Raw genomic sequence first — 20,207 nt, 5'->3', positions numbered from 1 at the left:
TCACTGGTAATGCGCCACATTGGCGAACCCGTCATTCGCCTTCGTCATCTTGACGAGCTTCTTGATGAAGGTGCGGACGTGCCGGTCGAACTTCGTATCGTTGTACACCCCGCGCCAGACATGTTCGTCGCGCTCAAGCAGCGTGCGCAAGCTTTCCAGCAGCGCCGCCTGCGACCAATCCGATCGGCCGCGCATCATCAGCGTGCAGACCATTTCCTCCGCGGTCGCCTTGTCGCAATCGTCCTGCAGCTCTCGGCCGCCGCGCTCCGCCGCCACTTGATCGGTGCGCGCTGCGGCGATGCGGCTTTCCAGCCACGCCCGCACGACCGCGCCGTCCCATTCCTTCGCCACACCAACCGCCACGCCATTCACCCGTCAACCAAGCCCGCCGCATACCGAGGCTCGCCTGAACCGCCTAGTCGGTCCATACGTTCAGCGGGCGACCATCAGGCGAGGCGAACCATGAAGTACAAAAAGCTCGGCAGCACTGGCCTCGACGTATCGCCGCTGTGCCTGGGGTGCATGACCTACGGCATCCCCGATCGCGGCAACCATGCGTGGACACTCGACGAGGAAACGAGCCGCCCGCTGCTGCGCCAGGCGGTCGAAGCCGGGATCAACTTCTTCGACACCGCGAACGTCTATTCCGACGGCACGTCGGAAGAGATCGTCGGCCGCGCGCTGAAGGACTTTGCCCGCCGCGACGATGTCGTGATCGCGACCAAGGTTCACGGCCGCATGCGCCCTGGCCCGAACGGCGCGGGCCTGTCGCGCAAGGCCATCATGGCGGAGATCGACGCCAGCCTGACGCGGCTTGGCACCGATTACGTCGACCTCTACCAGATCCACCGTTTCGACTACGACGTGCCGATCGAGGAAACGCTCGAGGCGCTGCACGATGTCGTGAAGGCCGGCAAGGCGCGCTACATCGGCGGCTCCTCGATGTACGCCTGGCAATTCGCGACGATGCTTCACGTTGCCGAGGCGAATGGCTGGACGCGCTTTGCGACGATGCAGAATTACGTGAACCTGCTCTATCGCGAGGAGGAGCGCGAGATGCTGCCGCTGTGTGGGGCGGAAGGGATCGGCGTGATCCCGTGGAGCCCGCTCGCGCGGGGCCGGCTGACGCGCGACTGGGACGAGACGACTGAGCGCTCGCAAAGCGACATGTTCGGCAAGACGCTTTACGCGCGGACGGCGGCGGCGGATCGACAAGTGGTCGAGGCGGTCGCCGCCGTCGCCGCAGAGCGAGGCGTGCCCCGCGCGCAGGTCGCGCTGGCGTGGGTGCTGGCCAAGCCGGAAGTGTCAGCGCCGATCGTCGGCGCCTCCAAGCCGTCGCACCTCGACGATGCGCTCGCCGCATTGTCGCTCGGCCTCACGCAAGCCGAGATCGCGCGGCTAGAGGCGCCTTACGTTCCCCACGCCGTCGTCGGCTTCGCCTAGCCCGCCGGCGGTATGCGAAACCGGTCGCACCGCACGGTGCGCGCCGCCGCATCGATCCGCCCCGCCGCCGGCCCGTCGCAGATCACGACCAGGTCGCGCGCGCCGTCAACGCCGTCCAGCAGCACCAGCCCTTCGGGGTGATCGTCGCCGCGGCCGAACGGCAGGTCGATGATCCGCTCCGGCCGGTGGCGTCGGACGATCGTGTCGTCGCGGGGCGGATCGCCGAGCCAATCGGCCCAGCGATAGACGCCGCACGGCCCGTCGAGCCCCGTCGTCGGCCCGGCGAGGATCAACAGGTCGCGCCCGTCGCGCTTCAGGTCGCGAATGCCTAGCCCGTCGAGCTCGAGCACCCGTTTGTGCAGCGGCCCGGTGATCGTCAGGCGGCCCGACTTCTTGACGGCGATTTCCAGCTCGAGCAGCACGGCATAGGTCTGGATCACCGGCCCGCGCATCCCGATCGCGATCCGGTTGCCGGCGGCGGCGATCCCCTCAAGGTCGACGCCCCCCTCCTTCGCCGCGATCCGCGTGAACGGCTTGATCAGCGGGCTATCGGCCATCATCCGCGCCAGTCGATTGCCGCGTGTCGTCTGGCGCAGCATCCCGGCGCGGCGATCGCCGTCGCGCCCCACCGGCAGCATCGTGCCCGCCGCTTGCGGGTCGGGCGCCAGCGGCAGTCGCGCGAGCAGGCAGCGCGGGCGCGTGTCCTTCAAGGTCGCAAAGGCGTCGAGGTCGATCCGGTCGTCGCCCTTCTTGCCGATCTTCGGCCGCGTCCGTGCGTGCGATCCCAGCACCCACAGCCATCCATCCTCTTCGGCCAGCCCCTCGATATCGGCCTCGCTCGACGCTTCGAGATCGAGGATCGCATCGAGCGGGAAGCGGCGGTGGCGCGACCATGTGCCGGCCTCGCCGCGCGTCAGCCGATCGATGCAGACGCCTTCGTCACTGCCGAGGAACAGCGTATCCCCGTGCCGTGCGGCAGCGGACAGATCGAGCGTCGGATCGTCGGTGCCGCTGCTATCCGCATCGAGCACCAGGCGCTCCTCCCCGGCCGGCTCAGTCGTCGGCGGCCAGGGCAAGCGCGCGGGCGTGGGATCGGGCATCGTCATTCCTCCGGCCGGTGGTTCCCTCACCGGGCGATCGGCATCGGGTCAAATCGGCGCGATGGCAAGCGGCCGGATCACGCCCACCGGGGCAGCGCGATCGCCCGGATCAGATCGTCCGGGAAAATCCCATTAGGCCAGGCAGGGCGGCGGCCAGTGCATCTACGTCGGACACGCGCGTATAGACAGCCGGCGTCACGCGCACGCACGCACCGCCAGCCACGCCATCTCGTTGCACGGTAAAGATCCCGCGCTCGTCCAGCAGCCATTTCGCAAGGCGAGCATTGCGCGCGCTGTCGGTGATCCCGCGAACACGGAAACTGGTGATCGCGCCGTGCATCGTGGGATCGTCGGGCGTCAGCACGTCGAGGCCGGGGATCGTGCGCGCCACTGTTACCCAACGATCGCGCAGCATCCGCAGGCGCGCGGCGCGGCGCGCCGAGCCGATCCGCGCCTGGAAGGCGAGCGCGGCGGGCACCGTCAGGCTGGCGGCGAAGTCATAGGTGCCAAGATGCACCCGCGTGTGGATGCCGTCGTGCCCACCCGCTTCGTTCAGCGGATCGCGATCAATGCGATCGAGCGCGGCCTTGCGGATATGGAGGAACGCGACGCCCAGCGGCGCCCCCAGCCATTTATGGCCGTTCACGCCCACGAAGTCGCAATCGAGATCGCGCAACGTGAAGTCGAGCTGGCCCCAGCTGTGCGCCGCATCGACGATCACGTCGATGCCGCGTGCGCGCGCCAGGCCTGCGATCTCGCGCACCGGCACGACGAGGCCGGTGCGGTGGCTGAGGTGCGTGAGGAGGATCAACTTCAGCCGCGGATTGGCCGCCATCGCCGCGACATAAGTGTCGATCAGCGTCTGCCGCGTCGCCGGTTCGGGCAATGCGATGCGCACCACGCGTGCGCGCCGTTGCGTGGCGAGGCTCTCCATGCACGTCTGCATGGCGTCGTAATCGAGGTCGGCGTACAGCACGGCGTCGCCCGGCGTCAGCCGGTTGTAGCCGAGGATCAGCGCGCGGAGCGCTTCGCTCGCGTTGCGCGTGAAGGCGATCTCGTCCGCCGGCACGCCCATTGCGGCGGCGGCCTGATCGCGCGCCGCCATCAGATCGCGCGTCATGCCGCGCCGCGCGTAGAAGCTGGTGTCGCGGTTCACGCGCGCCACCAGCTCCTGGTACGCCTGCAGCACCGGGCGTGCCATCATGCCCCAATTGCCGTTCTCGAGCTGGATCACACCCGCCGGCGGCGCATACTCAGCCGCGATCGCGCTCCAGAACCGCTCGTCATCGTCACCGGGGGCGAGCGCAGCGCCGGCGGCGGCGGGGAACGCGAGCCCGCCCGCCAACATCATCCGTCGGTTGATCTTCTGCATCAGAAGCGCAGGCCTAGCCGAGCGTAATATTGCGCGCCATCGGTGTCGTACGGTGCGTTGCGCGAATAGATCAGGCCGCGGTTGGCCTGGTTGGTCGCTTCGTCGGGATAAGTGTCGAAGATATTCTCCGCGCCCACCCGCAGCGATACGTTGCGCGAAACCTCCAGCGTGACGGCGGCGTCGAACAGCGCGATCCCGTCGAAGCGCTGGAACGGATCGCCCGTTGGCAGCGTGCTCACGTCGGTCCACGGCCCGTAATAGCGGCCGCGGATCAGCAAGCCGACCGGCCCCAGATCATAGTTGAGCGTGCCGGTGGCATTGTGCTGCGGCAGCCGCTCCTCGAAGATGCGGCGCTGCGTGGCGTTGGCGATGGCGGCGCTCGTTCCGCTCCGCACCCGCGTCTGGTTGTAATTGTACGCGAGGCTGAGGTTTGCGCGGCCCGGCCCAACGCCGCGCGCATAGCTCACCACCGCATCGATGCCGCGCGTGCGCGTGTCGAAATCGTTGGTGAAATAGGTGACGGCGGTGAAGCGATCGGGGTTGGCGAAGTTCGCCGGCACGGTCTGGCTGGCGGACTGGCTGAAGCGGTCGTCGACGTCGATCTGGTACAGATCGATGCTCGCGCTGAGCCCGAAATCGCTCTGTGCGGTGAGGCCGGCGGTCAGCGCGCGCGATTCCTCCGGCGTAAGCGGCTTGGCGCCGAGCGCGAGCGCGATCGGGTCGCTCGGTGACAGGCGGCCCTGGTTGAACACCTGCAGCTGGGCGTTCAGCCCCTGCGTCACCTGGCGGGTATTGAGCTGCGCCGGCGTGGGCGCGCGGAAGCCGGTGGAATAGGATCCGCGCGCCGCCAATCCGCGGATCGGCTCGATGCGCGCCGACAATTTGTAGTTGAACGTGCCGCCGAAGGTCGAGAAATCCTCGTACCGCCCGGCCGCGCCCAGCGTCAGCAGCTCGGCCGGCTTCCATTCGAGATCGAGATAGCCGGCATAGCTGCGCTGATCCCAGTCGCCCGCCTGCACGGGGCTGAACCCCGGGAAGCCGTTCGCATTGGGCGCGAGCCCCGTCGCCGCGCCGGCACCGATGGCGTAGGACGCAGGCTCGCCCGGCGACACCTGATAGGTCTCCACGCGCCGCTCGGCGCCGAAGGCAATGTTGATCGGCTCGCCGATCGACACTGGCAGGCGATACGTGAAGTCGGCGTTGAGGTTGAACTCGCGCTGCTCCAGGCGGCCGAGATAGAAGCGCGTCGGGCTCGCCGGCCCGAGCGAAGCATTGAGGCTCTCGTCCAACGTATATTCGATCCGGCTGCGCCCGAACGAGGCGCTCAGATCATAGTGCAAGCGCTCGCTCAGGTCTCCGCGCAGCCCGCTGGCCGATTGGAAGTCGCTGAACTGCGTGCCGAAGCGGGGCGTGAACCCCGCCGGATAGACCGAGCGGAAGGTGAAGCCCGGAAACGCCGTGCTCGCGCGATAGACGCTGGTCGTATCGGCCGGGTTGCGCCAGTTGAAGTCGGTCACGCCCTCGCCCGACTGGGCCGTGCCGAACGTGTAGACCGCCACCTGATCGGTCAGGTCGTAGTGCGCGTTCACCGCGCCGCTGACGCGCGACTGATCGGGCTGGCCCCAGCGCTGGACCGGATCGGGCACCGTCAGCCCCGGATTGTTCGCCTGGAAGGTGATCGCATCGGGCCGCTGGCGCGTGCGCGAGGTCGCTTCCTGCTTGTCATACTGGCCGGTGAAGACGATCGACCCGCGATCGCCGAGCGCCAGCCCGCCGCGCATGCCCCATTGATATTCCTTGCCGTCGCCTTCGTCATATTGCGAGAATTGACCCCAGGCATCCATGCCCGGGCGATCATCGAGGATGACGTTGATCACGCCGGCGATCGCATCCGAGCCATATTGCGCCGCCGCCCCGTCGCGCAGCACTTCGACCCGGCCGATCCCCGCGCTGGGGATGCTCGCGAGGTCCGCCGATTGCGCGCCGCGCGTGCCGAGCAGCGCCGAGCGGTGGTAGCGTTTGCCGTTGACCAGCACGAGCGTCTGATCCGCCGAAAGCCCGCGCAGCGTCGCCGGGCGTACAAACGCCTGTCCGTCGGCGGCGGGCAGACGCTGCACGTTGAACGACGGCAGCAGCTGCGCCAGCACGTCGCTCAGATCGCCCGACACGCTCGACTGGATCGCCGACGACGACAGCACGTCGACCGGCGCCAGCGTGTCATATTGCGTCCGGGCGCGCTCGCGCGTGCCGGTGACGACGATCTGCTCGCCGTCCGTCGGCGCGACATCGACCGCAGTCGACGTGGCCTGCGCCCAGGCGGCGGCTGGCAGACAAGCGAAAACGAGCGCGACGAGCGCGCTGCCGGACTGGCATTTCATGGACGACCCCTTTGGACGAGTATGCGGTGTGCCGCTGCTACGCCCGGTCGGCTAGTCCCGCTTGGCGACAGCCATGTGACCGCTGCGGGTCACCGCGATGACGGCCTAAGTCTTTGCCAAATCAGCCGCGCTTGCCCGTAAAGGCCGCGATGCGATCGCGCATGTCGGGGCCGACGCCTTCGTTCTCCATCACTTCCCACTGCAGCCCCGCATCGAGCGCGCCGCCATCGGTCGCCTCGAGCAGCCGCTTGTTCGCGGCGTGGCTGAACGCCGAATTGGCGACGATCCGCGCGGCGATGCGCTCGATCTCGGCATCGAGCTCCGCCGCCGGGACCATGTATTCGGCGAGGCCAATGCGCACCGCTTCGGCCGCGTCGATCATGTCGGCGGTGAACATCAGCCGCTTGGCGGTCGCGGTGCCGACGCGCCGCGGCAGCCGCTGGCTCATCCCCCAGATTGGCGTCAGCGCCCATTTGGCATGCGTATCGCCGAACCGCGCGCTGTCCGCTGCGATGATGAAGTCGCACGCCAGCGCGACTTCAAGCGCCCCGGTGTAGCAATGGCCATGCACCGCAGCGATCACTGGCTTGCGCAGCCGTTCCATCATCCGCAGTGTCTCGCTGTGCCAGCCGCGCGAGGGCACGTCCTCGCCGCTCGCGATGTCGCCGAGGTCATGGCCGGCGGAAAAGCACTTCCCGGCGCCGCGCAGCACGACGCAGCCGATCGCATCGTCGCTTGCCAGCGCCACGACATGCGCGCGCAGCTCGCGGAAAAGCGGCACCGTCAGCGCATTGAGCTTGTCGGGGCGATTGAGCGTCAGGATCGTCCAGCCGGCGCGATCCTCGCGCAGGATCAGGGGTTCGGTCATCATGCTCTCCCTCGTTGGTCCGCCCTCGCGGTTCTTGTTGTCAGTAACCCGCATCCCCGCTCGCATCGAGCGTCGCCAGGAAGCCCGCCGCCTGCTCGCGTGTCGCCGCTTGATCCGCCGGCGCCATCTTGTCCCACGTGCGATACGGCATGGCGAGCCGGTTGTTGTCGCCCAGCTTGTCGCGATGTCGCTCCAGGAAATCCCAGTACAGCGCGTTGAACGGGCAGGCGTCCTCGCCGATGCGCTTGCCGACGGCATAGCGGCAGTCGCGGCAGTAATCCGACATGCGATTGATGTACGCGCCCGACGACATGTACGGCTTCGAGCCGAGCAGGCCGCCGTCGCCGAACTGGCTCATACCCAGCGTATTGGGCAGCTCGACCCATTCATAGGCGTCAAGATAGACCTCGAGATACCATTGGTGGACTTGCTTTGGGTCCGCCCCGATCAGCAGCGCGAAATTGCCCGTCACCATCAGTCGCTGGATATGGTGCGCGTGCGCGCTCGCGAGCGTCTGGCCCAGCGTCTCGCGCAGGCAGTGCATGTCGGTCTCGCCGGTCCAGTACCAGCCGGGCAGCGCGCGGGTGTGGCCGAGGAAATTGCGGTCGACGTAATCCGGTCCCTCACGCCAGTAGATGCCGCGCATATATTCGCGCCAGCCGATGATCTGGCGGATATAGCCTTCGACCGAGTTGAGCGGCGCCCGCCCGGCGCGATATTCGGCCTCGGCGCGGCGGCACAGGTCGAGCGGATCGAGCAGCCCCGAATTGATGTACGGCGACAGGATCGAATGCCACAGGTGGCGCTCGCCGGTCAGCATCGCATCCTCGTAATCGCCGAACTGTGGCAAGGCATTGCTGAAGAAGCTCGCCGCCTGGCGCTCGGAATCCTGCGCCGTCACCGCATAGTCGAACCCGTCGAGGCTGCCGGGATGGTTGCGGAAGCGCTGCTCGACCAGCGCGATCACCGCTTGCGTGATCGCGTCGGGTGCAAAGGCAAGCGGGCGCGGCATCAGCAGATCGCCGCGCGCCGGCTTGCGATTCTCCTTGTCGAAGTTCCAACGCCCGCCGGTCGGCTTGCCATCGTCGAGCAGCAATTCGGCCTTCACGCGCATGATGCGATAGAAGAACTCCATGGTCAGCGTTTTGCGCCCCTCGGCCCAGGCGGCGAACTCGCCATGCGAGCAAAGGAAGCGCGTGTCGGGGCGGATATCGACCGGCAGGCCGAACAGCGTCTCCCAACTGTCGAGCATCGCCGCGACGCGCCACTCGCCCGCCTCGGTCACGATGATGCGGTCCGGCGCATGCCGCTGGATCGCGCGCGCCATCTCGCCGGTGAAGCTGCCTTCGTTCGCCGGATCGTCCAGCGCGACATAATCGACGCGCCACCCCGCCGCACGCAACGCTTCCGCATGATGCCGCATCGCCGACAGGATATAGACCAGCTTGGTCTTGTGGTGGCGGACGTACGTCGTCTCGTCGGCCACCTCCATCATCAAGATCACGGCGTCGGCGGGATCGACGCCGTTTAGCGAGGAGAGATCGAACGAGAGCTGGTCGCCCAGCACGGGGATGAGAATCGTCACTGGAGAGCATGTAGCGCGCCCGTCCGTCGCCGCCATTGTTCGCGCGATAATTCTGCGTCACTCGTCTGAATCAGCGCGCCTCGCCGCACATGGGAACGGAGCGGCACGACGTCGCTCGCCACTGCCAGGGAAGGACGCATCCGTGCATTACATGCTGCTGTTCAACGAGACGCCCGAGGAGATGGGCAAGCGCACCGATCCGGCGCAGGCCGACGCTTATTGGGGCGGCTGGACCGCTTATATGGGCGCGATCGCGCAAAGCGGCGCGATGGTGAGCGGGAACGGGCTGCAACCGCCTGACGTGAGCACCACGATCCGCGTCGAGAACGGCAAGCGCCACGTGGTCGACGGCCCCTTCACCGATACCAAGGAAATACTGGGCGGTTATGTGATCCTCGATGTCGCCTATCTCGATGGCGCGCTCGAATGGGCGGCGCGCGCGCCGTGCGTCAGCGCCGGGTCGGTCGAGATCCGCCCAGTCATGCCGCCGCCGCCGGCGCCGACGAACTAATGCCACCTAAATGGTAAACGACGCGCGCCGCATCGCCGCGCATCACGCGGAGCTTGCGGCGCGCGATTCCTATGGCCGGCTGTTGTCGATCCTCGCGGCGCGGACCGGCGACATCGCCGGTGCTGAGGATGCGCTGGCCGAGGCGCTTGCAGCGGCGGTCGCGCAATGGCCGCGCGACGGGGCGCCGGCCAACCCGATCGCTTGGCTGCTCACTGTCGCGCGGCGTAGCATCGGGCATGCCGCGGGCCGACGGCGCACTGCCGAAGCGGCGGCCGGCGCGGTGCGGCTGTTGCAGGACGAGCGCGAGGCGGCGGTCGAAGCGCCGTTCGGCGATCAGCGCCTCGCGCTGATGTTCGTGTGCGCGCACCCGGCGATCGAGATCGAGGCGCAGGCGCCGCTGATGCTGCAGACCGTGCTCGGGCTCGACGCCGCGCGGATCGCTGCGAGCTTCCTCGTGTCGAGCGCGACGATGGGCCAGCGGCTGGTCCGCGCCAAGCGCAAGATCCGCGATGCCGGGATCGCCTTTGCCATCCCCGAGCCGGCCGAGGCGCGCACCCGGATCGGCGGCGTGCTGGCGGCGGTGTATGCGGCCTATGGCACCGCGTGGGAGGACGTGACCGGGGCGGACGACAAGCTTGCCGGGCTCACCTCGGAGGCGATCTGGCTTGCGCGCCTGCTCGGCGACCTGCTGCCCGACGATCCCGAGGTGATGGGCCTCCTGTCGCTGATGCTGCACTGCGAATCGCGCCGCGCCGCGCGCCGCGATGCCGACGGACGCTATGTGCCGCTGCATCGCCAGGATACGGCGCGCTGGTCGCGGGAGATGGTGCGCGAAGCCGAGGCGCTGCTGCGTCGCGCATCGCAGCACGCGCAGCCCGGCCGCTTCCAGACCGAGGCGGCGATCCAGTCGCTCCACGCGCACCAGCGGCTGACCGGCGAACGCTTCACCGCGCCGCTCGCCGGCTTGTACGACATGCTCGCATCCTTCGCGCCGACGACTGGCGTGCTGGTCGCGCGTGCCGTCGCACATGCCGAGAACGGCGATCACGCTGCCGGCCTCGCGCAATTGTACGCAATCGCCGGCGCTGGCGCGTACCAGCCGTGGTGGGCCGCCCAAGCGCGGATTTGCTGGCTTGCCGGCGACGAGGGTGCAGCGGAGCGCGCGGCGCAAACCGCGGCTGGGCTCAGCAACGATCCGAGCGTGCGTCGCTTCCTGCTCGACGGCGGTTTCCGAGAAGTCCCCGCGGCATCCTGAAGCGCCTAAGCCGGCTGCACCGCCGCGAGATACGCATGGATCTGCGCGACCACCGCCGCGCCTTCGCCGATCGCCCCGCCGACGCGCTTCACCGATCCCGATCGCACGTCGCCGATCGCGAAGATCCCCGGATGGTCGGTCGCCAGCCCAGCCGCGGTGGCGACGAAGGCCTTGTCGTCGAGCGTCACGCCGCAACTCGCCAGCCACTCCGATGCCGGGTCGGCTCCGATGAACAGGAACAGGTTGCGGATCGGCGCCGAGGTCGAATGGCCGTGCTGGCGGTCGCGCCAGGTGATTCCGCGCAGCCCCGAGGCATCGCCCTCCAGCGCGACGATCTCGGTATGCGGCATCAGTTCGATCCGCGGATCGGCGGCGATCCGGTCGATCAGATAGCGCGACATCGTCTCCGCCAGCCCCGGCCCGCGCACCATCATCCGTACCTTTTGGGCATGCCCCGCGAGATACACCGCGGCCTGCCCCGCCGAATTGCCGCCGCCGACGAGCGCCACTTCCTGCCCCGCGCAGAATTGCGCCTCGACCGGCGACGCCCAATACCAGATGCCGCGGCCCTCGAACTCGGCGAGCCGGTCGATTGGCGGGCGGCGATAGCGCGCACCCGACGCGATCACCACCGTCCGCGCGGCATAAATGCGCCCGTCCTCGGTCCGCAGCCGATGGATCCCGCCCGCGCCGCCGCAGTCGAGCGCGGCGATCGTCGTCGGGATCGCGATCTCGACGCCGAACTTCTGCGCCTGGACGAAGCCGCGCGCGGTGAGCGCTTGGCCAGTGATGCCGGTCGGGAAGCCGAAGTAATTCTCGATCCGCGCGCTTGCGCCGGCCTGCCCGCCGAAGCTGCGCTGGTCGACGACGAGCACCGACAGGCCCTCGGACGCGGCATAGACCGATGCGGCGAGCCCAGCTGGCCCGGCGCCGACGATCGCGACGTCATACACCTTGTCCGCATCCGCTTCGCCGATCATGCCGAGGGCTCGGGCCAGCGTCGCTTCGTTCGGCGCGCGCAGCACCGTGCCGTCGGCGAGCAGCGCCAGCGGATAATCGCCCGGCTCGGGGTGGATCGAGGCGAGCAGTTCGTCGGCCTCGTGATCGGTCGCAGGATCAAGCGCGCGGAACGGCAGGCCGTTGCGGCGCAGGAAGTTCGCCAGCACGACGCGGCCGGGATGATCGGCGGGCGCGACGATCAGCGGCCCGCCGGCACCGCTCGCGATCAGATCGACCCGGCGCAGGATCAGCGCGCGCGTGATCCGCTCGCCGAGCATCGCCTCGGCCACCAGCAGTGCGCGCAGCGCCGCGGGATCGAGCGCGACGGTGTCGGTATCCTCCGCCGCGAATGCATCGACGAGCGCCGGGCGCCCGGAAAGCCCCGTAGTTTCGCCGATGATCGCCCCTGCGCCATGCTCCACCACCAGCGTCTCGACGCCGATCGCATCATGCCGCGTGATCGTGACGCGCCCGCGCACGACGACGAACAGCCCCACGCCGGTCGCTCCGGTGCGGAACAGCGCCTCGCCCGCGGCATAGCGCCGCGGCACCCCGAACCGCGCCACGCGCGCGACATCGTCGGCCCCAAGCGTCGGGAACATCTGGTCGCGCCGCTGAGCGCCGGGCAACGGAACATCGGTCATGCGGATTCCCCTCGCCCGAGGATAACCGCAACCGGGCACCGCGCAAACGGATGGATCGCCCCGGCCCCTTCGCGGCGCGCACGGTCGAACCGGATTGCGAGAACCTGCCAATATGATCAAAGCGAGCGCAGGAAGTCGGGGGACAGCATGGCGCGCAAACATTCGAAACACGGTGCTTACGTCGAGTCGCCGCCCGAGGACGAGGCGCCGGCCCCCGTGGTCGCGTGCTGGCTCTGCGGCCGGCCCACCGGGAAGACGATCGTGTGGCACCATCCCGTGCCCAAGAGCCGCGGCGGGCGCGATACTGTTCCCATGCACCCGATCTGCCAGCAGACGCTGATCGCCAATTTCACCAATTCCGAACTGCAGCGCCACGGCACCGACGTGGACATGCTGCTGGCCAACCCCAACGTGCGCAAGTTCGTTGATTGGGTCGCAAAAAAAGACCCCGATTTCACCGCGACCACGGCCAAAAAGCAACGCTGATCAAGCCGCGGCTTCGGCCCGTTCAGCCGGACGATATCCACCTCGCGGCGGCGTCCATTGTCGGGTCGTGCCCGGCGGCAATGTCGGCGGCGGTCGTACGGATCGCCACATCGGGACGTACGCCACCATCGCGCCGTGGCCCGCTCGGATCGTATCCGATCAGCGGCAGGTCGAACTCCAGCCCGCTCGCGGGCAAGCGCACGAAGAAGAAGCCGCCGCCGATCGTGCCCTGCAGGTTGCCGCCCGTCTCCTCGCCGAACAGCCGGATCGCGCGGCTACGCTTGGCGAGATGCGCGAACTGGAAGGTGGCGGAGCTGTTCACCGGCCCGACCAGCGCCGCCACTGGCCGAACGATCCGCGGCGCGACAGGGTCGATCCAGTCGACACCCGCGACGGGAGGCAGCCGGAAGAAGCCGTTGCCCAGGTCTGCGGCATCCACGCCGAGCGTACGGAAGCTGTCGTCCCAGGTGTCCAGATACGGGTCGAGATCCTTCGGCGTGGTACGAAACCGAACCCGGCGCTCGCCCGCATCGCGCGTCAGCTTGGTAGCGATCAAGCGCGCGAGGATCGGGGCACCGCAGTCGTTCCCGCCCTCGTTCCCGCGCAGATCGATGATCAGCCCCGCGAGCGACGGCAGCGTGTCGAGCCTGGCGCGCAGCCACGGCTCCCAATCCCACTTGCTGTTGTACAGCGCCCAACTGGGCATATCGAGCACGGCGATGCCGTCCGGCCGCACCGTCCAGGTCCAGATCGGGCCGTCGCCGTCCTCCTGAACCACCATCTGCGCACGGCGCTGCGCGAGGCTGATGACGGGCAGTTCCACCGTGAAGCGTCGACCATCCGGGGTTACCGCCTCGATCCGGTGCCGGCTTTCCGGCGGCGGCCCGAAGACCAGGCCATGGAAGACGTCGAACGTCTCGATCGACTCGGTGCCGCGGAGCTCGAGCAGCGACACGCGTTTGCCCTCGTTATGCCCATCGGTGCGGGTGTAGGGCAGCAGGCGGGACAGGATGTCGCGATCGGGCGTGCCGTTCAGCCGCTCGACGATCGTTCCGGGCGGTAGCTGGTCGCGGCCATATGCGGTGACGACCATGCGCCGGTCGAGCCAGCGAAAGTGAAATGGCACGCGGGTCGGTCGATCGAACAGCTCGGCGGCGACACTGCGCCGCTGGTTGAAGAAGTTGGCGTAGCTATGCCCATCACGGATTGTCGCCAGGAAGCGCGAGAGGATTAAATAGCGCTGCGCGGTATCGGCGGCAGCCGCGAAGTCGCGCGACAAGGCTTCGATCCTGGCGTTCATCTGCGCAGGCGTGTTGTACCGGTGAAGGCCGCAATGCAGCGCCAGCGCGCGCCGCAGGAGGGCAATGTCGGTCGCGAGCGCTTCCGGCGTTGGTGGCGCCGCCGCGGCGGAGCCGGGAAGAAAAGCGCTCGCGGCAAGCGCGGCGATGAGTTGGCGTCGGTTCATGTCGGGCGGCATGGACATCGGCGGCCGTCGGCGCGCCTCAGATCCGGGCTTCCGCTGTGAAATTTGCGATTTGCGACGTGTGTCCTCGCGCCGCGCGGCGGTACGCGGACGGGGTCATGCCATAGGCGGCCTGGAACGCGCGATTGAAGCTCGCCTTGGAGCTGAACCCCGCCTCCAGCGCCAGATCGAGCAGGTCATCCTGAGAGCCCCGGTCGATCGCCGCGGCCACTGCTTCGCAGCGCAACCCGTTGATGAAGCCGGAGAAGCCCATTCCAAGCCCCTCGTTCAGCGCGCGCGACAAATGGCTGGTGTTGGTGCCCAACTGGCGCGCGAGCATGGCAAGCGACAGTTCAGCGTTTGCGGCCCAGCCCTCGCGTCGCACCGTCTCGGCCCAAACGGCGCCTTGCGCTCGCCAGTCCCGGCCAGCGGGTTCAGGCGTGGTCGCGGGTGCCAGCGTGTCCATCGTCGGGAACGGCAGGCCGGCATGGCGCCAGCCCTCCACCGCGAGGTACAGCGCGAACATCGCGATCGCGAGGTGCAGCCCCATCAGCGCGAAATAGCCGAGCGGTGAGACGGCATTCCAGGCCGCATAGATCGCCCAGACGGGCAACAACACCAGCGTCGCGCCGATGGCGCGGCTGAGCCAGCGCGCGGCATAGCGGTGCGCATCGCTGTGTTGTGCGTCGAGGAGCCCGCGATAACGGCGCAGCAGTCGCAGGCCGGCGACGCCATACGCCGCCAAACCGACTGCCGAAAACAGCCACGCGATACGGTTCACTGGCCCCAGCGTCAGATCCGCCCAGCCGTCCTTCAGCGGCAGGGGCAACAGAAAGCTTGCGGCCATGTACAGCAGGTGCGCCGCAGCCGGCGCGAGGTGCAGACGAGCATCGCGCGGCCACCGTCCTTGCACGAGGGCATGAACGTAGAACCAAAGCAGCGGCGCAATCGCCAGCGGGCAGGCCAGCGGCGCGAAGGTGAGCCAGCGCCAGCGGTCGTAGAAGCCGGCAAAGCCGATCAGCCACGGCGCCAGCACGCCGGCCAGAACGACCAGCAGCGCCGCCAAGGTGCGGTTCGCCGTCCGGTTCACGATCGTCCGCGGCAACGCTGCCGCGATTGCCAGCAGTTGCAGTACTGCGAATGTCAGCAGAGCCGAACGCCAGCCGAAAACAAGACCGTCGAGCATGTCAGAAAGCTAACAGGTCTGCAGGCGAGCGGAAGAGATCAACCGCGGATGCCGGAACGGATGCGTCGGGCGCCCGTTAAACCTACTTCATTGTAAGGGAGTAACCCATGACTGACACCAGCCACGACATTCGCACGCTGAACGGCCTGATCGCAACGACGCTCGACAGCGCCGACGGTTATGAAGCTGCCGCCAAGGACGCCGAGACCGGCCGGTTCACCGATCGTTTCCTTGCGCGCGCGTCCGAGCGCCGTCAGGTTGTAACGGACCTGCAGGCTGAAGTAGCGCGTCAGGGCGGCAATCCGGAAGACGACGGCACCGTGCTGGCCGGCGCGCATCGGGTGTTCCTCGACCTGAAGGCTGCAGTCACCGGCCAGGACGACAAGGCGATCGTGAACGAAGTCGAGCGCGGCGAGGATCATATCAAGGCGAAGTTCGAAAGCGCGATGCAGGACAACGAGCTTTCCGCGGCCACGAAGTCGGCGATCGGGTCGGCCTGGGGTTCGGTTAAGAGCGGGCATGACGAGATGCGCGATCTGAAGCATTCGATGGAAGCCTGATCGGATTGAGCCGGAGGCGTAACCGCCTCCGGCTTACCTTGTCTGATTGCGTTCTGATACGCGTGCGCGCCCCGCACTGCGTAGTTACCGAGGGTCAAATCCGCCGATCCGATCGGCTAAGCGAATGGTGATGCTGGCTGTCCGCTGCGACGGCCGCGCCCACCTTGCGCCGGCCAATTGAAAGCCGCGCCGAACGATCGGAACGGATCTCGATGGCCGACAAATCTCAAGCATCGAAAGCCGCCGGTCGGCATGTCGTCGTCCTGTGTCACCCGGGCACGGGCAGCTTCAATCACGCCATCGCGCAGGCGTATTGCGATACGGTGCGCTGGTGCGGCCAGGAGGTCGTGCTCCGCGACCTATATGATATCGGCTTCGACCCGGTCCTGAAGGCGATCGAACGTCCAGGCCCCGAACATCCCCATCCGCTGCGCGATGTCGCCGACGAGATCGAGATCATCCGGCGCAGCGACGTGCTCGTGCTGATCTACCCGATCTGGTTCGGCAGCGCGCCGGCGATGCTGAAGGGCTATGTCGATCGGGTGCTGGGCACTGGGGTCGTGCCTGCGGCGATTCAGCAACAGGCCCCCACCAGCCTCCTCGGCGAGCAGCAGTTGGTGAGTTTCACGACCTCGGCGGCGGATGAAGCGTGGCTCGACGCGCAGGGGCAGCAGTCAGCGCTCAACACGGTATTCGATCGCTATCTGATGCACGCCTTCGGCATGCGCGGCGAGAAGCATGTCCATTTCGCCTACATTACCGACGATCTCGCGGAGAGCGCGGCAGCGCATCATTTGACGCAGGTCAAGGACGAGGCGCAGCGCCTGTGTGTCGAAGTCGCCGCGCTTCACGCCGGCGCCGTCACACAGGGGCAGCCGGATTGACCATCCTGAACGAAACCGGCGGCCCGACGCTCAGCCCCGATCAACTGCGTCGCATGGACGGCTATTGGCGCGCCGCCAATTACCTGTCCGTCGGCCAAATCTACCTGCGCGACAATGCCATGCTCGATCGCCCGCTGACGATCGCCGATGTGAAGCCGCGGCTGCTCGGCCATTGGGGGACGACCCCGGGGCTGAACTTCCTCTACGTCCATCTCAACCGGCTAATCGTCGAGCATGATCGCGACATGATCAACATCATCGGCCCCGGCCACGGCGGGCCGGGGCTGGTCGCGCACACGTATCTCGAAGGGTCGTACACCGAGCGCTATCCTGCGATCGAGCGCAGCCGGTCGGGAATGCACCGCCTTTTCCGCCAGTTCTCGTGGCCGGGCGGTATCCCGAGCCATGTCGCGCCGGAAACCCCCGGATCGATCCACGAGGGCGGCGAGCTGGGCTATTCGCTCGCCCATGCCTATGGCGCGGCGTTCGATAATCCTGACCTGCTGGTCGCGTGCATCATCGGCGACGGCGAGGCGGAAACCGGCGCGCTGGCCGCCAGCTGGCACTCGAACAAGTTCCTGAACCCCGCGCGCGATGGCGCGGTGTTGCCGATCCTGCATCTCAACGGGTTCAAGATCGCGAACCCCACGATCCTGGCGCGCATCGATCACGACGAGCTCGATGCCTTGTTGCGCGGCTATGGCCACGAACCCTTCTACGTCGAAGGCAGCGATCCCGAGCAGGTGCACCAGCAGCTTGCCGCGACGCTCGACACCGCACTGGCACGCATCCAGGCCATTCAGGCGGCGGCGCGCGCCGAGGGCGCGTCACCCGAACGGCCACGGTGGCCGATGATCGTGTTCCGCACGCCCAAGGGTTGGACCGGCCCCAAGGTCGTTGATGGCAAGCCCGTCGAGGGAACATGGCGGTCGCATCAGGTGCCGATCGCGGACTTCAAGGATCCCGAGCATCTGCGCCAGCTCGAAGACTGGATGCGCAGCTATCGGCCGGAGGAGCTGTTCGACGCGAACGGCAAGTTTCGCGACGATTATGCCTCGTTGGCGCCGACCGGGCGTCGCCGGATGGGATCGAACCCGCAGGCCAATGGCGGCGAGTTGCTGACCCCGCTGTCGCTGCCCGACTTCCACGATTTCGCCGTCCCGGTGCCTGTCCACGGCCAGGTCGCGGCGGAGGCGACGCGTGTTCTGGGCCACTATCTGCGCGATGTGATGGCGCTCAACATGGGCACCGCGAACTTTCGCCTGTTCGGCCCCGACGAAACCGCGTCCAATCGGCTCGCCGATGTCTATGATGCCTCGAACAAGGTCTGGATGGCCGAAACGCACCCGGACGACACCGACCTGAGCACCGACGGCCGGGTGATGGAGGTGTTGAGCGAGCATCTGTGCCAGGGCTGGCTCGAGGGCTATCTGCTGACCGGCCGGCACGGGCTGTTCTCTTGTTACGAAGCGTTCATCCACATCGTCGATTCGATGGTGAATCAGCACGCGAAGTGGCTGAAGGTCACCAAGTCGATCCCGTGGCGCCGCCCGATCGCATCGCTCAACTATCTGCTGACCTCGCACGTCTGGCGGCAGGATCATAATGGCCTGTCGCACCAGGATCCGGGCTTCATCGATCATATCACCAACAAGACCGCGGACGTCGCGCGGATCTATCTGCCGCCGGATGCGAACTGCCTTTTGTCGGTGGCGGATCACTGTCTGCGCAGCCGCGGCTATGTGAACGTGATCGTCGCCGGCAAGCAGCGCGATTGGCAGTGGCTCGGCATGGATGCCGCCGTCCGGCACTGCACGGTCGGGGCCGGGGTCTGGTCCTGGGCGGGGGACGACGAGGATCCCGACGTCGTCATGGCCTGTGCCGGCGACGTCCCGACGCTGGAAACGCTCGCGGCGGTGACGCTGCTGCGCGAGTATGTTCCCGACATTCGCATCCGGGTGGTCAATGTGGTCGATCTGATGGTCCTGCAGCCGCAGTCCGAACATCCGCACGGGCTGAACGATCGCGCGTTCGATGCGATGTTCACTGCCGGCAAGCCGGTGATCTTCGCTTATCACGGCTATCCGGCGCTGATCCACAAGCTGACCTATGCCCGCAGCAATCATGCGAACATCCACGTCCGCGGCTACAAGGAAGAAGGGACCACGACCACGCCGTTCGACATGGTGGTCCTGAACGATGTCGACCGCTACCGCCTCGCGCTCGACGCGATCGAGCGGATCCCGCGGCTGGCGGATCGCGTGCCGGCCGAGACCGCGCGCTACTGGGCGACAATGGAACGGCACAAATCCTATATCGCCGAAGAGGGCGACGACATGCCCGAGGTGCTCGACTGGCGCTGGCCGGCGTGACCGGCGAACGTGTCGCACTGGTCCTCAACAGCGGCTCGTCGTCCCTGAAGTTCGCGGCGTTCGACATCACGCAGGATGACGTGCGCGAACTTGTCGCGGGGCAGGTCGATCCCGCGAAGGGAGATCCGCCGTTCGCAGCGATCGATGCGGCGCTGGCAAAGGTCGGCGCGGCTGCTCCGGTCGCCATCGGGCATCGCATCGTCCACGGCGGCCCGAAGCTGCTCTCGCATTGCAGGGTCGACGATGCCGTCCTTGGCGAGCTGTCGGCCGCGGAACGCTTCGCACCGCTGCACGTGCCCCCCGCGCTCGCGCTCCTCGAACGCGCGACGCTGCAATATCCCGATTGCCTGCAGATCGCCTGTTTCGACACCGCCTTTCATGCGGACATGCCCAGCGTTGCGCGGACGCTGCCCATCCCGCATTCGCTGCGGGACGAGGGCGTCCATCGCTATGGCTTCCACGGCCTTTCGTGCGAGTCCGTCGTGTTCCAGCTCGGCGATGCGCTGCCCGGCCGGCTGGTCGTCGCGCATCTGGGCAACGGGGCGAGCGTCACCGCTGTGCGCGATGGCCGTTCGATCGATACCAGCATGGGCCTCACGCCATCGGGCGGCGTCATCATGAGCACGCGAACCGGCGATATCGATCCCGGTGTCCTGATCCACCTCCTGCGGACGCGCGGGTGCGATCCGGTGGAACTTGAAAGACTGATCGACAAGGAAAGTGGCCTCCTCGGCATTTCGGGCCTGTCCGGCGACATGCGCGCGCTGCACGCCGCCCGCGGTAATCCGGGCGCTGATCTGGCGGTCGCGATGTTCGTGCGGTCGGTCGCCAAGCAAATCGCTGCAATGATGACGTCGCTCGGCGGCGCGGATGCGATCGTCTTCACCGGCGGCATCGGAGAGCATGATCCGCTCGTGCGACAGATGATCTGTCACGATCTGGCCTGGGCGGGCGTCACGCTATCGCAGCATGACGATCCCGCGCCGCAATCGTGCCCGGCGACCACGCTCCCCTCGCGCGAGGAACATCAGATCGCGCGCCACATGCAGACGATCCTGGCCGGCGGCTGATCCGGCCCGGCGTCTGAGGCGCCCTAGGTACA

Annotated in this window: 17 protein-coding genes; 8 read left to right on the top strand and 9 right to left on the bottom strand. The window is 67.6% G+C overall.

Features of this window, described 5'->3' with window-relative positions:
• Entirely contained in the window at positions 1-363 is a 363-nt protein-coding gene (locus tag LLW23_RS07145; protein WP_228948071.1) for a hypothetical protein, read from the bottom strand.
• A gap of 99 nt (positions 364-462) precedes the next feature.
• Between LLW23_RS07145 and LLW23_RS07140 the strand changes: the two genes are divergently transcribed.
• Positions 463-1,443, top strand: coding sequence for an aldo/keto reductase (locus tag LLW23_RS07140; protein WP_228948070.1), 981 nt, complete (start codon positions 463-465; stop codon positions 1,441-1,443).
• Here the strand turns inward: LLW23_RS07140 and LLW23_RS07135 are convergent.
• The 5 genes from LLW23_RS07135 to LLW23_RS07115 form a co-directional block, all read right to left on the bottom strand.
• Positions 1,440-2,543, bottom strand: a complete 1,104-nt coding sequence (locus tag LLW23_RS07135; RefSeq protein WP_228948069.1) for a DUF3616 domain-containing protein — start codon at positions 2,541-2,543, stop codon at positions 1,440-1,442. The two genes, LLW23_RS07140 and LLW23_RS07135, sit on opposite strands and share 4 nt — an antisense overlap.
• A 109-nt stretch (positions 2,544-2,652) precedes the next feature.
• Positions 2,653-3,915, bottom strand: coding sequence for an aminotransferase class V-fold PLP-dependent enzyme (locus tag LLW23_RS07130; protein WP_228948068.1), 1,263 nt, complete (start codon positions 3,913-3,915; stop codon positions 2,653-2,655).
• Entirely contained in the window at positions 3,915-6,293 is a 2,379-nt protein-coding gene (locus LLW23_RS07125) for a TonB-dependent receptor plug domain-containing protein (RefSeq protein ID WP_228948067.1), read from the bottom strand. Before LLW23_RS07125 ends, LLW23_RS07130 begins: the two co-directional genes overlap by 1 nt.
• A 121-nt stretch (positions 6,294-6,414) precedes the next feature.
• Positions 6,415-7,164, bottom strand: a complete 750-nt coding sequence (locus LLW23_RS07120) for an enoyl-CoA hydratase/isomerase family protein (protein ID WP_228948066.1) — start codon at positions 7,162-7,164, stop codon at positions 6,415-6,417.
• Between the two features lie 37 nt (positions 7,165-7,201).
• Positions 7,202-8,782, bottom strand: coding sequence for a cryptochrome/photolyase family protein (locus LLW23_RS07115; RefSeq protein ID WP_408642022.1), 1,581 nt, complete (start codon positions 8,780-8,782; stop codon positions 7,202-7,204).
• Positions 8,783-8,897: 115 nt separating this feature from the next.
• On the opposite strand from LLW23_RS07115, the gene LLW23_RS07110 reads away from it, so the two are divergent.
• The gene (locus tag LLW23_RS07110) at positions 8,898-9,257 is read left to right on the top strand and encodes a YciI family protein (protein WP_228948498.1); all 360 of its coding nucleotides are present in this window, start codon (positions 8,898-8,900) and stop codon (positions 9,255-9,257) included.
• A gap of 10 nt (positions 9,258-9,267) precedes the next feature.
• Complete coding sequence (locus LLW23_RS07105) at positions 9,268-10,512, top strand: RNA polymerase sigma factor (RefSeq protein WP_228948064.1); 1,245 nt, start codon at positions 9,268-9,270, stop codon at positions 10,510-10,512.
• Between the two features lie 5 nt (positions 10,513-10,517).
• Here LLW23_RS07105 and LLW23_RS07100 read toward each other — a convergent pair whose 3' ends face one another.
• Complete coding sequence (locus tag LLW23_RS07100; protein ID WP_228948063.1) at positions 10,518-12,155, bottom strand: FAD-dependent oxidoreductase; 1,638 nt, start codon at positions 12,153-12,155, stop codon at positions 10,518-10,520.
• Positions 12,156-12,302: 147 nt separating this feature from the next.
• Between LLW23_RS07100 and LLW23_RS07095 the strand changes: the two genes are divergently transcribed.
• Positions 12,303-12,641: a hypothetical protein gene (locus LLW23_RS07095; protein WP_228948062.1), complete on the top strand. Its 339-nt coding sequence runs from the start codon at positions 12,303-12,305 to the stop codon at positions 12,639-12,641.
• A gap of 22 nt (positions 12,642-12,663) precedes the next feature.
• Here LLW23_RS07095 and LLW23_RS07090 read toward each other — a convergent pair whose 3' ends face one another.
• Both LLW23_RS07090 and LLW23_RS07085 read right to left on the bottom strand, forming a co-directional pair.
• Positions 12,664-14,106, bottom strand: a complete 1,443-nt coding sequence (locus LLW23_RS07090; protein WP_228948061.1) for a S41 family peptidase — start codon at positions 14,104-14,106, stop codon at positions 12,664-12,666.
• 37 nt (positions 14,107-14,143) lie between these two features.
• Positions 14,144-15,289, bottom strand: a complete 1,146-nt coding sequence (locus tag LLW23_RS07085; protein WP_228948060.1) for an AraC family transcriptional regulator — start codon at positions 15,287-15,289, stop codon at positions 14,144-14,146.
• A gap of 107 nt (positions 15,290-15,396) precedes the next feature.
• Between LLW23_RS07085 and LLW23_RS07080 the strand changes: the two genes are divergently transcribed.
• From LLW23_RS07080 to LLW23_RS07065, 4 genes are all read left to right on the top strand, one after another.
• Complete coding sequence (locus tag LLW23_RS07080; protein ID WP_228948059.1) at positions 15,397-15,849, top strand: PA2169 family four-helix-bundle protein; 453 nt, start codon at positions 15,397-15,399, stop codon at positions 15,847-15,849.
• A 212-nt stretch (positions 15,850-16,061) separates the two neighbouring features.
• The gene (locus LLW23_RS07075) at positions 16,062-16,733 is read left to right on the top strand and encodes an NAD(P)H-dependent oxidoreductase (RefSeq protein WP_228948058.1); all 672 of its coding nucleotides are present in this window, start codon (positions 16,062-16,064) and stop codon (positions 16,731-16,733) included.
• 53 nt (positions 16,734-16,786) lie between these two features.
• Positions 16,787-19,105, top strand: coding sequence for a phosphoketolase family protein (locus LLW23_RS07070; protein WP_228948497.1), 2,319 nt, complete (start codon positions 16,787-16,789; stop codon positions 19,103-19,105).
• Positions 19,102-20,175 carry an acetate/propionate family kinase gene (locus LLW23_RS07065; protein ID WP_228948057.1) on the top strand — a complete coding sequence of 358 codons (1,074 nt, stop codon included), beginning with the start codon at positions 19,102-19,104 and terminating at the stop codon, positions 20,173-20,175. The genes LLW23_RS07070 and LLW23_RS07065 overlap by 4 nt, the downstream gene beginning before the upstream one ends.
• The last annotated feature ends 32 nt before the right edge of the window (positions 20,176-20,207 follow it).

Source organism: Sphingomonas radiodurans, from assembly GCF_020866845.1.
GTDB lineage: Bacteria > Pseudomonadota > Alphaproteobacteria > Sphingomonadales > Sphingomonadaceae > Sphingomonas > Sphingomonas radiodurans.
This window is presented reverse-complemented; position numbering and strand designations above follow the sequence as displayed.

Bases quoted from the DNA above. Each gene is read 5' to 3' on its own strand.
- LLW23_RS07140 (WP_228948070.1), top strand. From the start codon at position 463: ATGAAGTACAAAAAGCTCGGCAGCACTGGCCTCGACGTATCGCCGCTG.
- LLW23_RS07135 (WP_228948069.1), bottom strand. From the start codon at position 2,543: ATGCCCGATCCCACGCCCGCGCGCTTGCCCTGGCCGCCGACGACTGAG.
- LLW23_RS07130 (WP_228948068.1), bottom strand. From the start codon at position 3,915: ATGCAGAAGATCAACCGACGGATGATGTTGGCGGGCGGGCTCGCGTTC.
- LLW23_RS07125 (WP_228948067.1), bottom strand. From the start codon at position 6,293: ATGAAATGCCAGTCCGGCAGCGCGCTCGTCGCGCTCGTTTTCGCTTGT.
- LLW23_RS07120 (WP_228948066.1), bottom strand. From the start codon at position 7,164: ATGATGACCGAACCCCTGATCCTGCGCGAGGATCGCGCCGGCTGGACG.
- LLW23_RS07115 (WP_408642022.1), bottom strand. From the start codon at position 8,782: ATGGCGGCGACGGACGGGCGCGCTACATGCTCTCCAGTGACGATTCTC.
- LLW23_RS07110 (WP_228948498.1), top strand. From the start codon at position 8,898: ATGCTGCTGTTCAACGAGACGCCCGAGGAGATGGGCAAGCGCACCGAT.
- LLW23_RS07105 (WP_228948064.1), top strand. From the start codon at position 9,268: ATGGTAAACGACGCGCGCCGCATCGCCGCGCATCACGCGGAGCTTGCG.
- LLW23_RS07100 (WP_228948063.1), bottom strand. From the start codon at position 12,155: ATGACCGATGTTCCGTTGCCCGGCGCTCAGCGGCGCGACCAGATGTTC.
- LLW23_RS07095 (WP_228948062.1), top strand. From the start codon at position 12,303: ATGGCGCGCAAACATTCGAAACACGGTGCTTACGTCGAGTCGCCGCCC.
- LLW23_RS07090 (WP_228948061.1), bottom strand. From the start codon at position 14,106: ATGAACCGACGCCAACTCATCGCCGCGCTTGCCGCGAGCGCTTTTCTT.
- LLW23_RS07085 (WP_228948060.1), bottom strand. From the start codon at position 15,289: ATGCTCGACGGTCTTGTTTTCGGCTGGCGTTCGGCTCTGCTGACATTC.
- LLW23_RS07080 (WP_228948059.1), top strand. From the start codon at position 15,397: ATGACTGACACCAGCCACGACATTCGCACGCTGAACGGCCTGATCGCA.
- LLW23_RS07075 (WP_228948058.1), top strand. From the start codon at position 16,062: ATGGCCGACAAATCTCAAGCATCGAAAGCCGCCGGTCGGCATGTCGTC.
- LLW23_RS07070 (WP_228948497.1), top strand. From the start codon at position 16,787: ATGGACGGCTATTGGCGCGCCGCCAATTACCTGTCCGTCGGCCAAATC.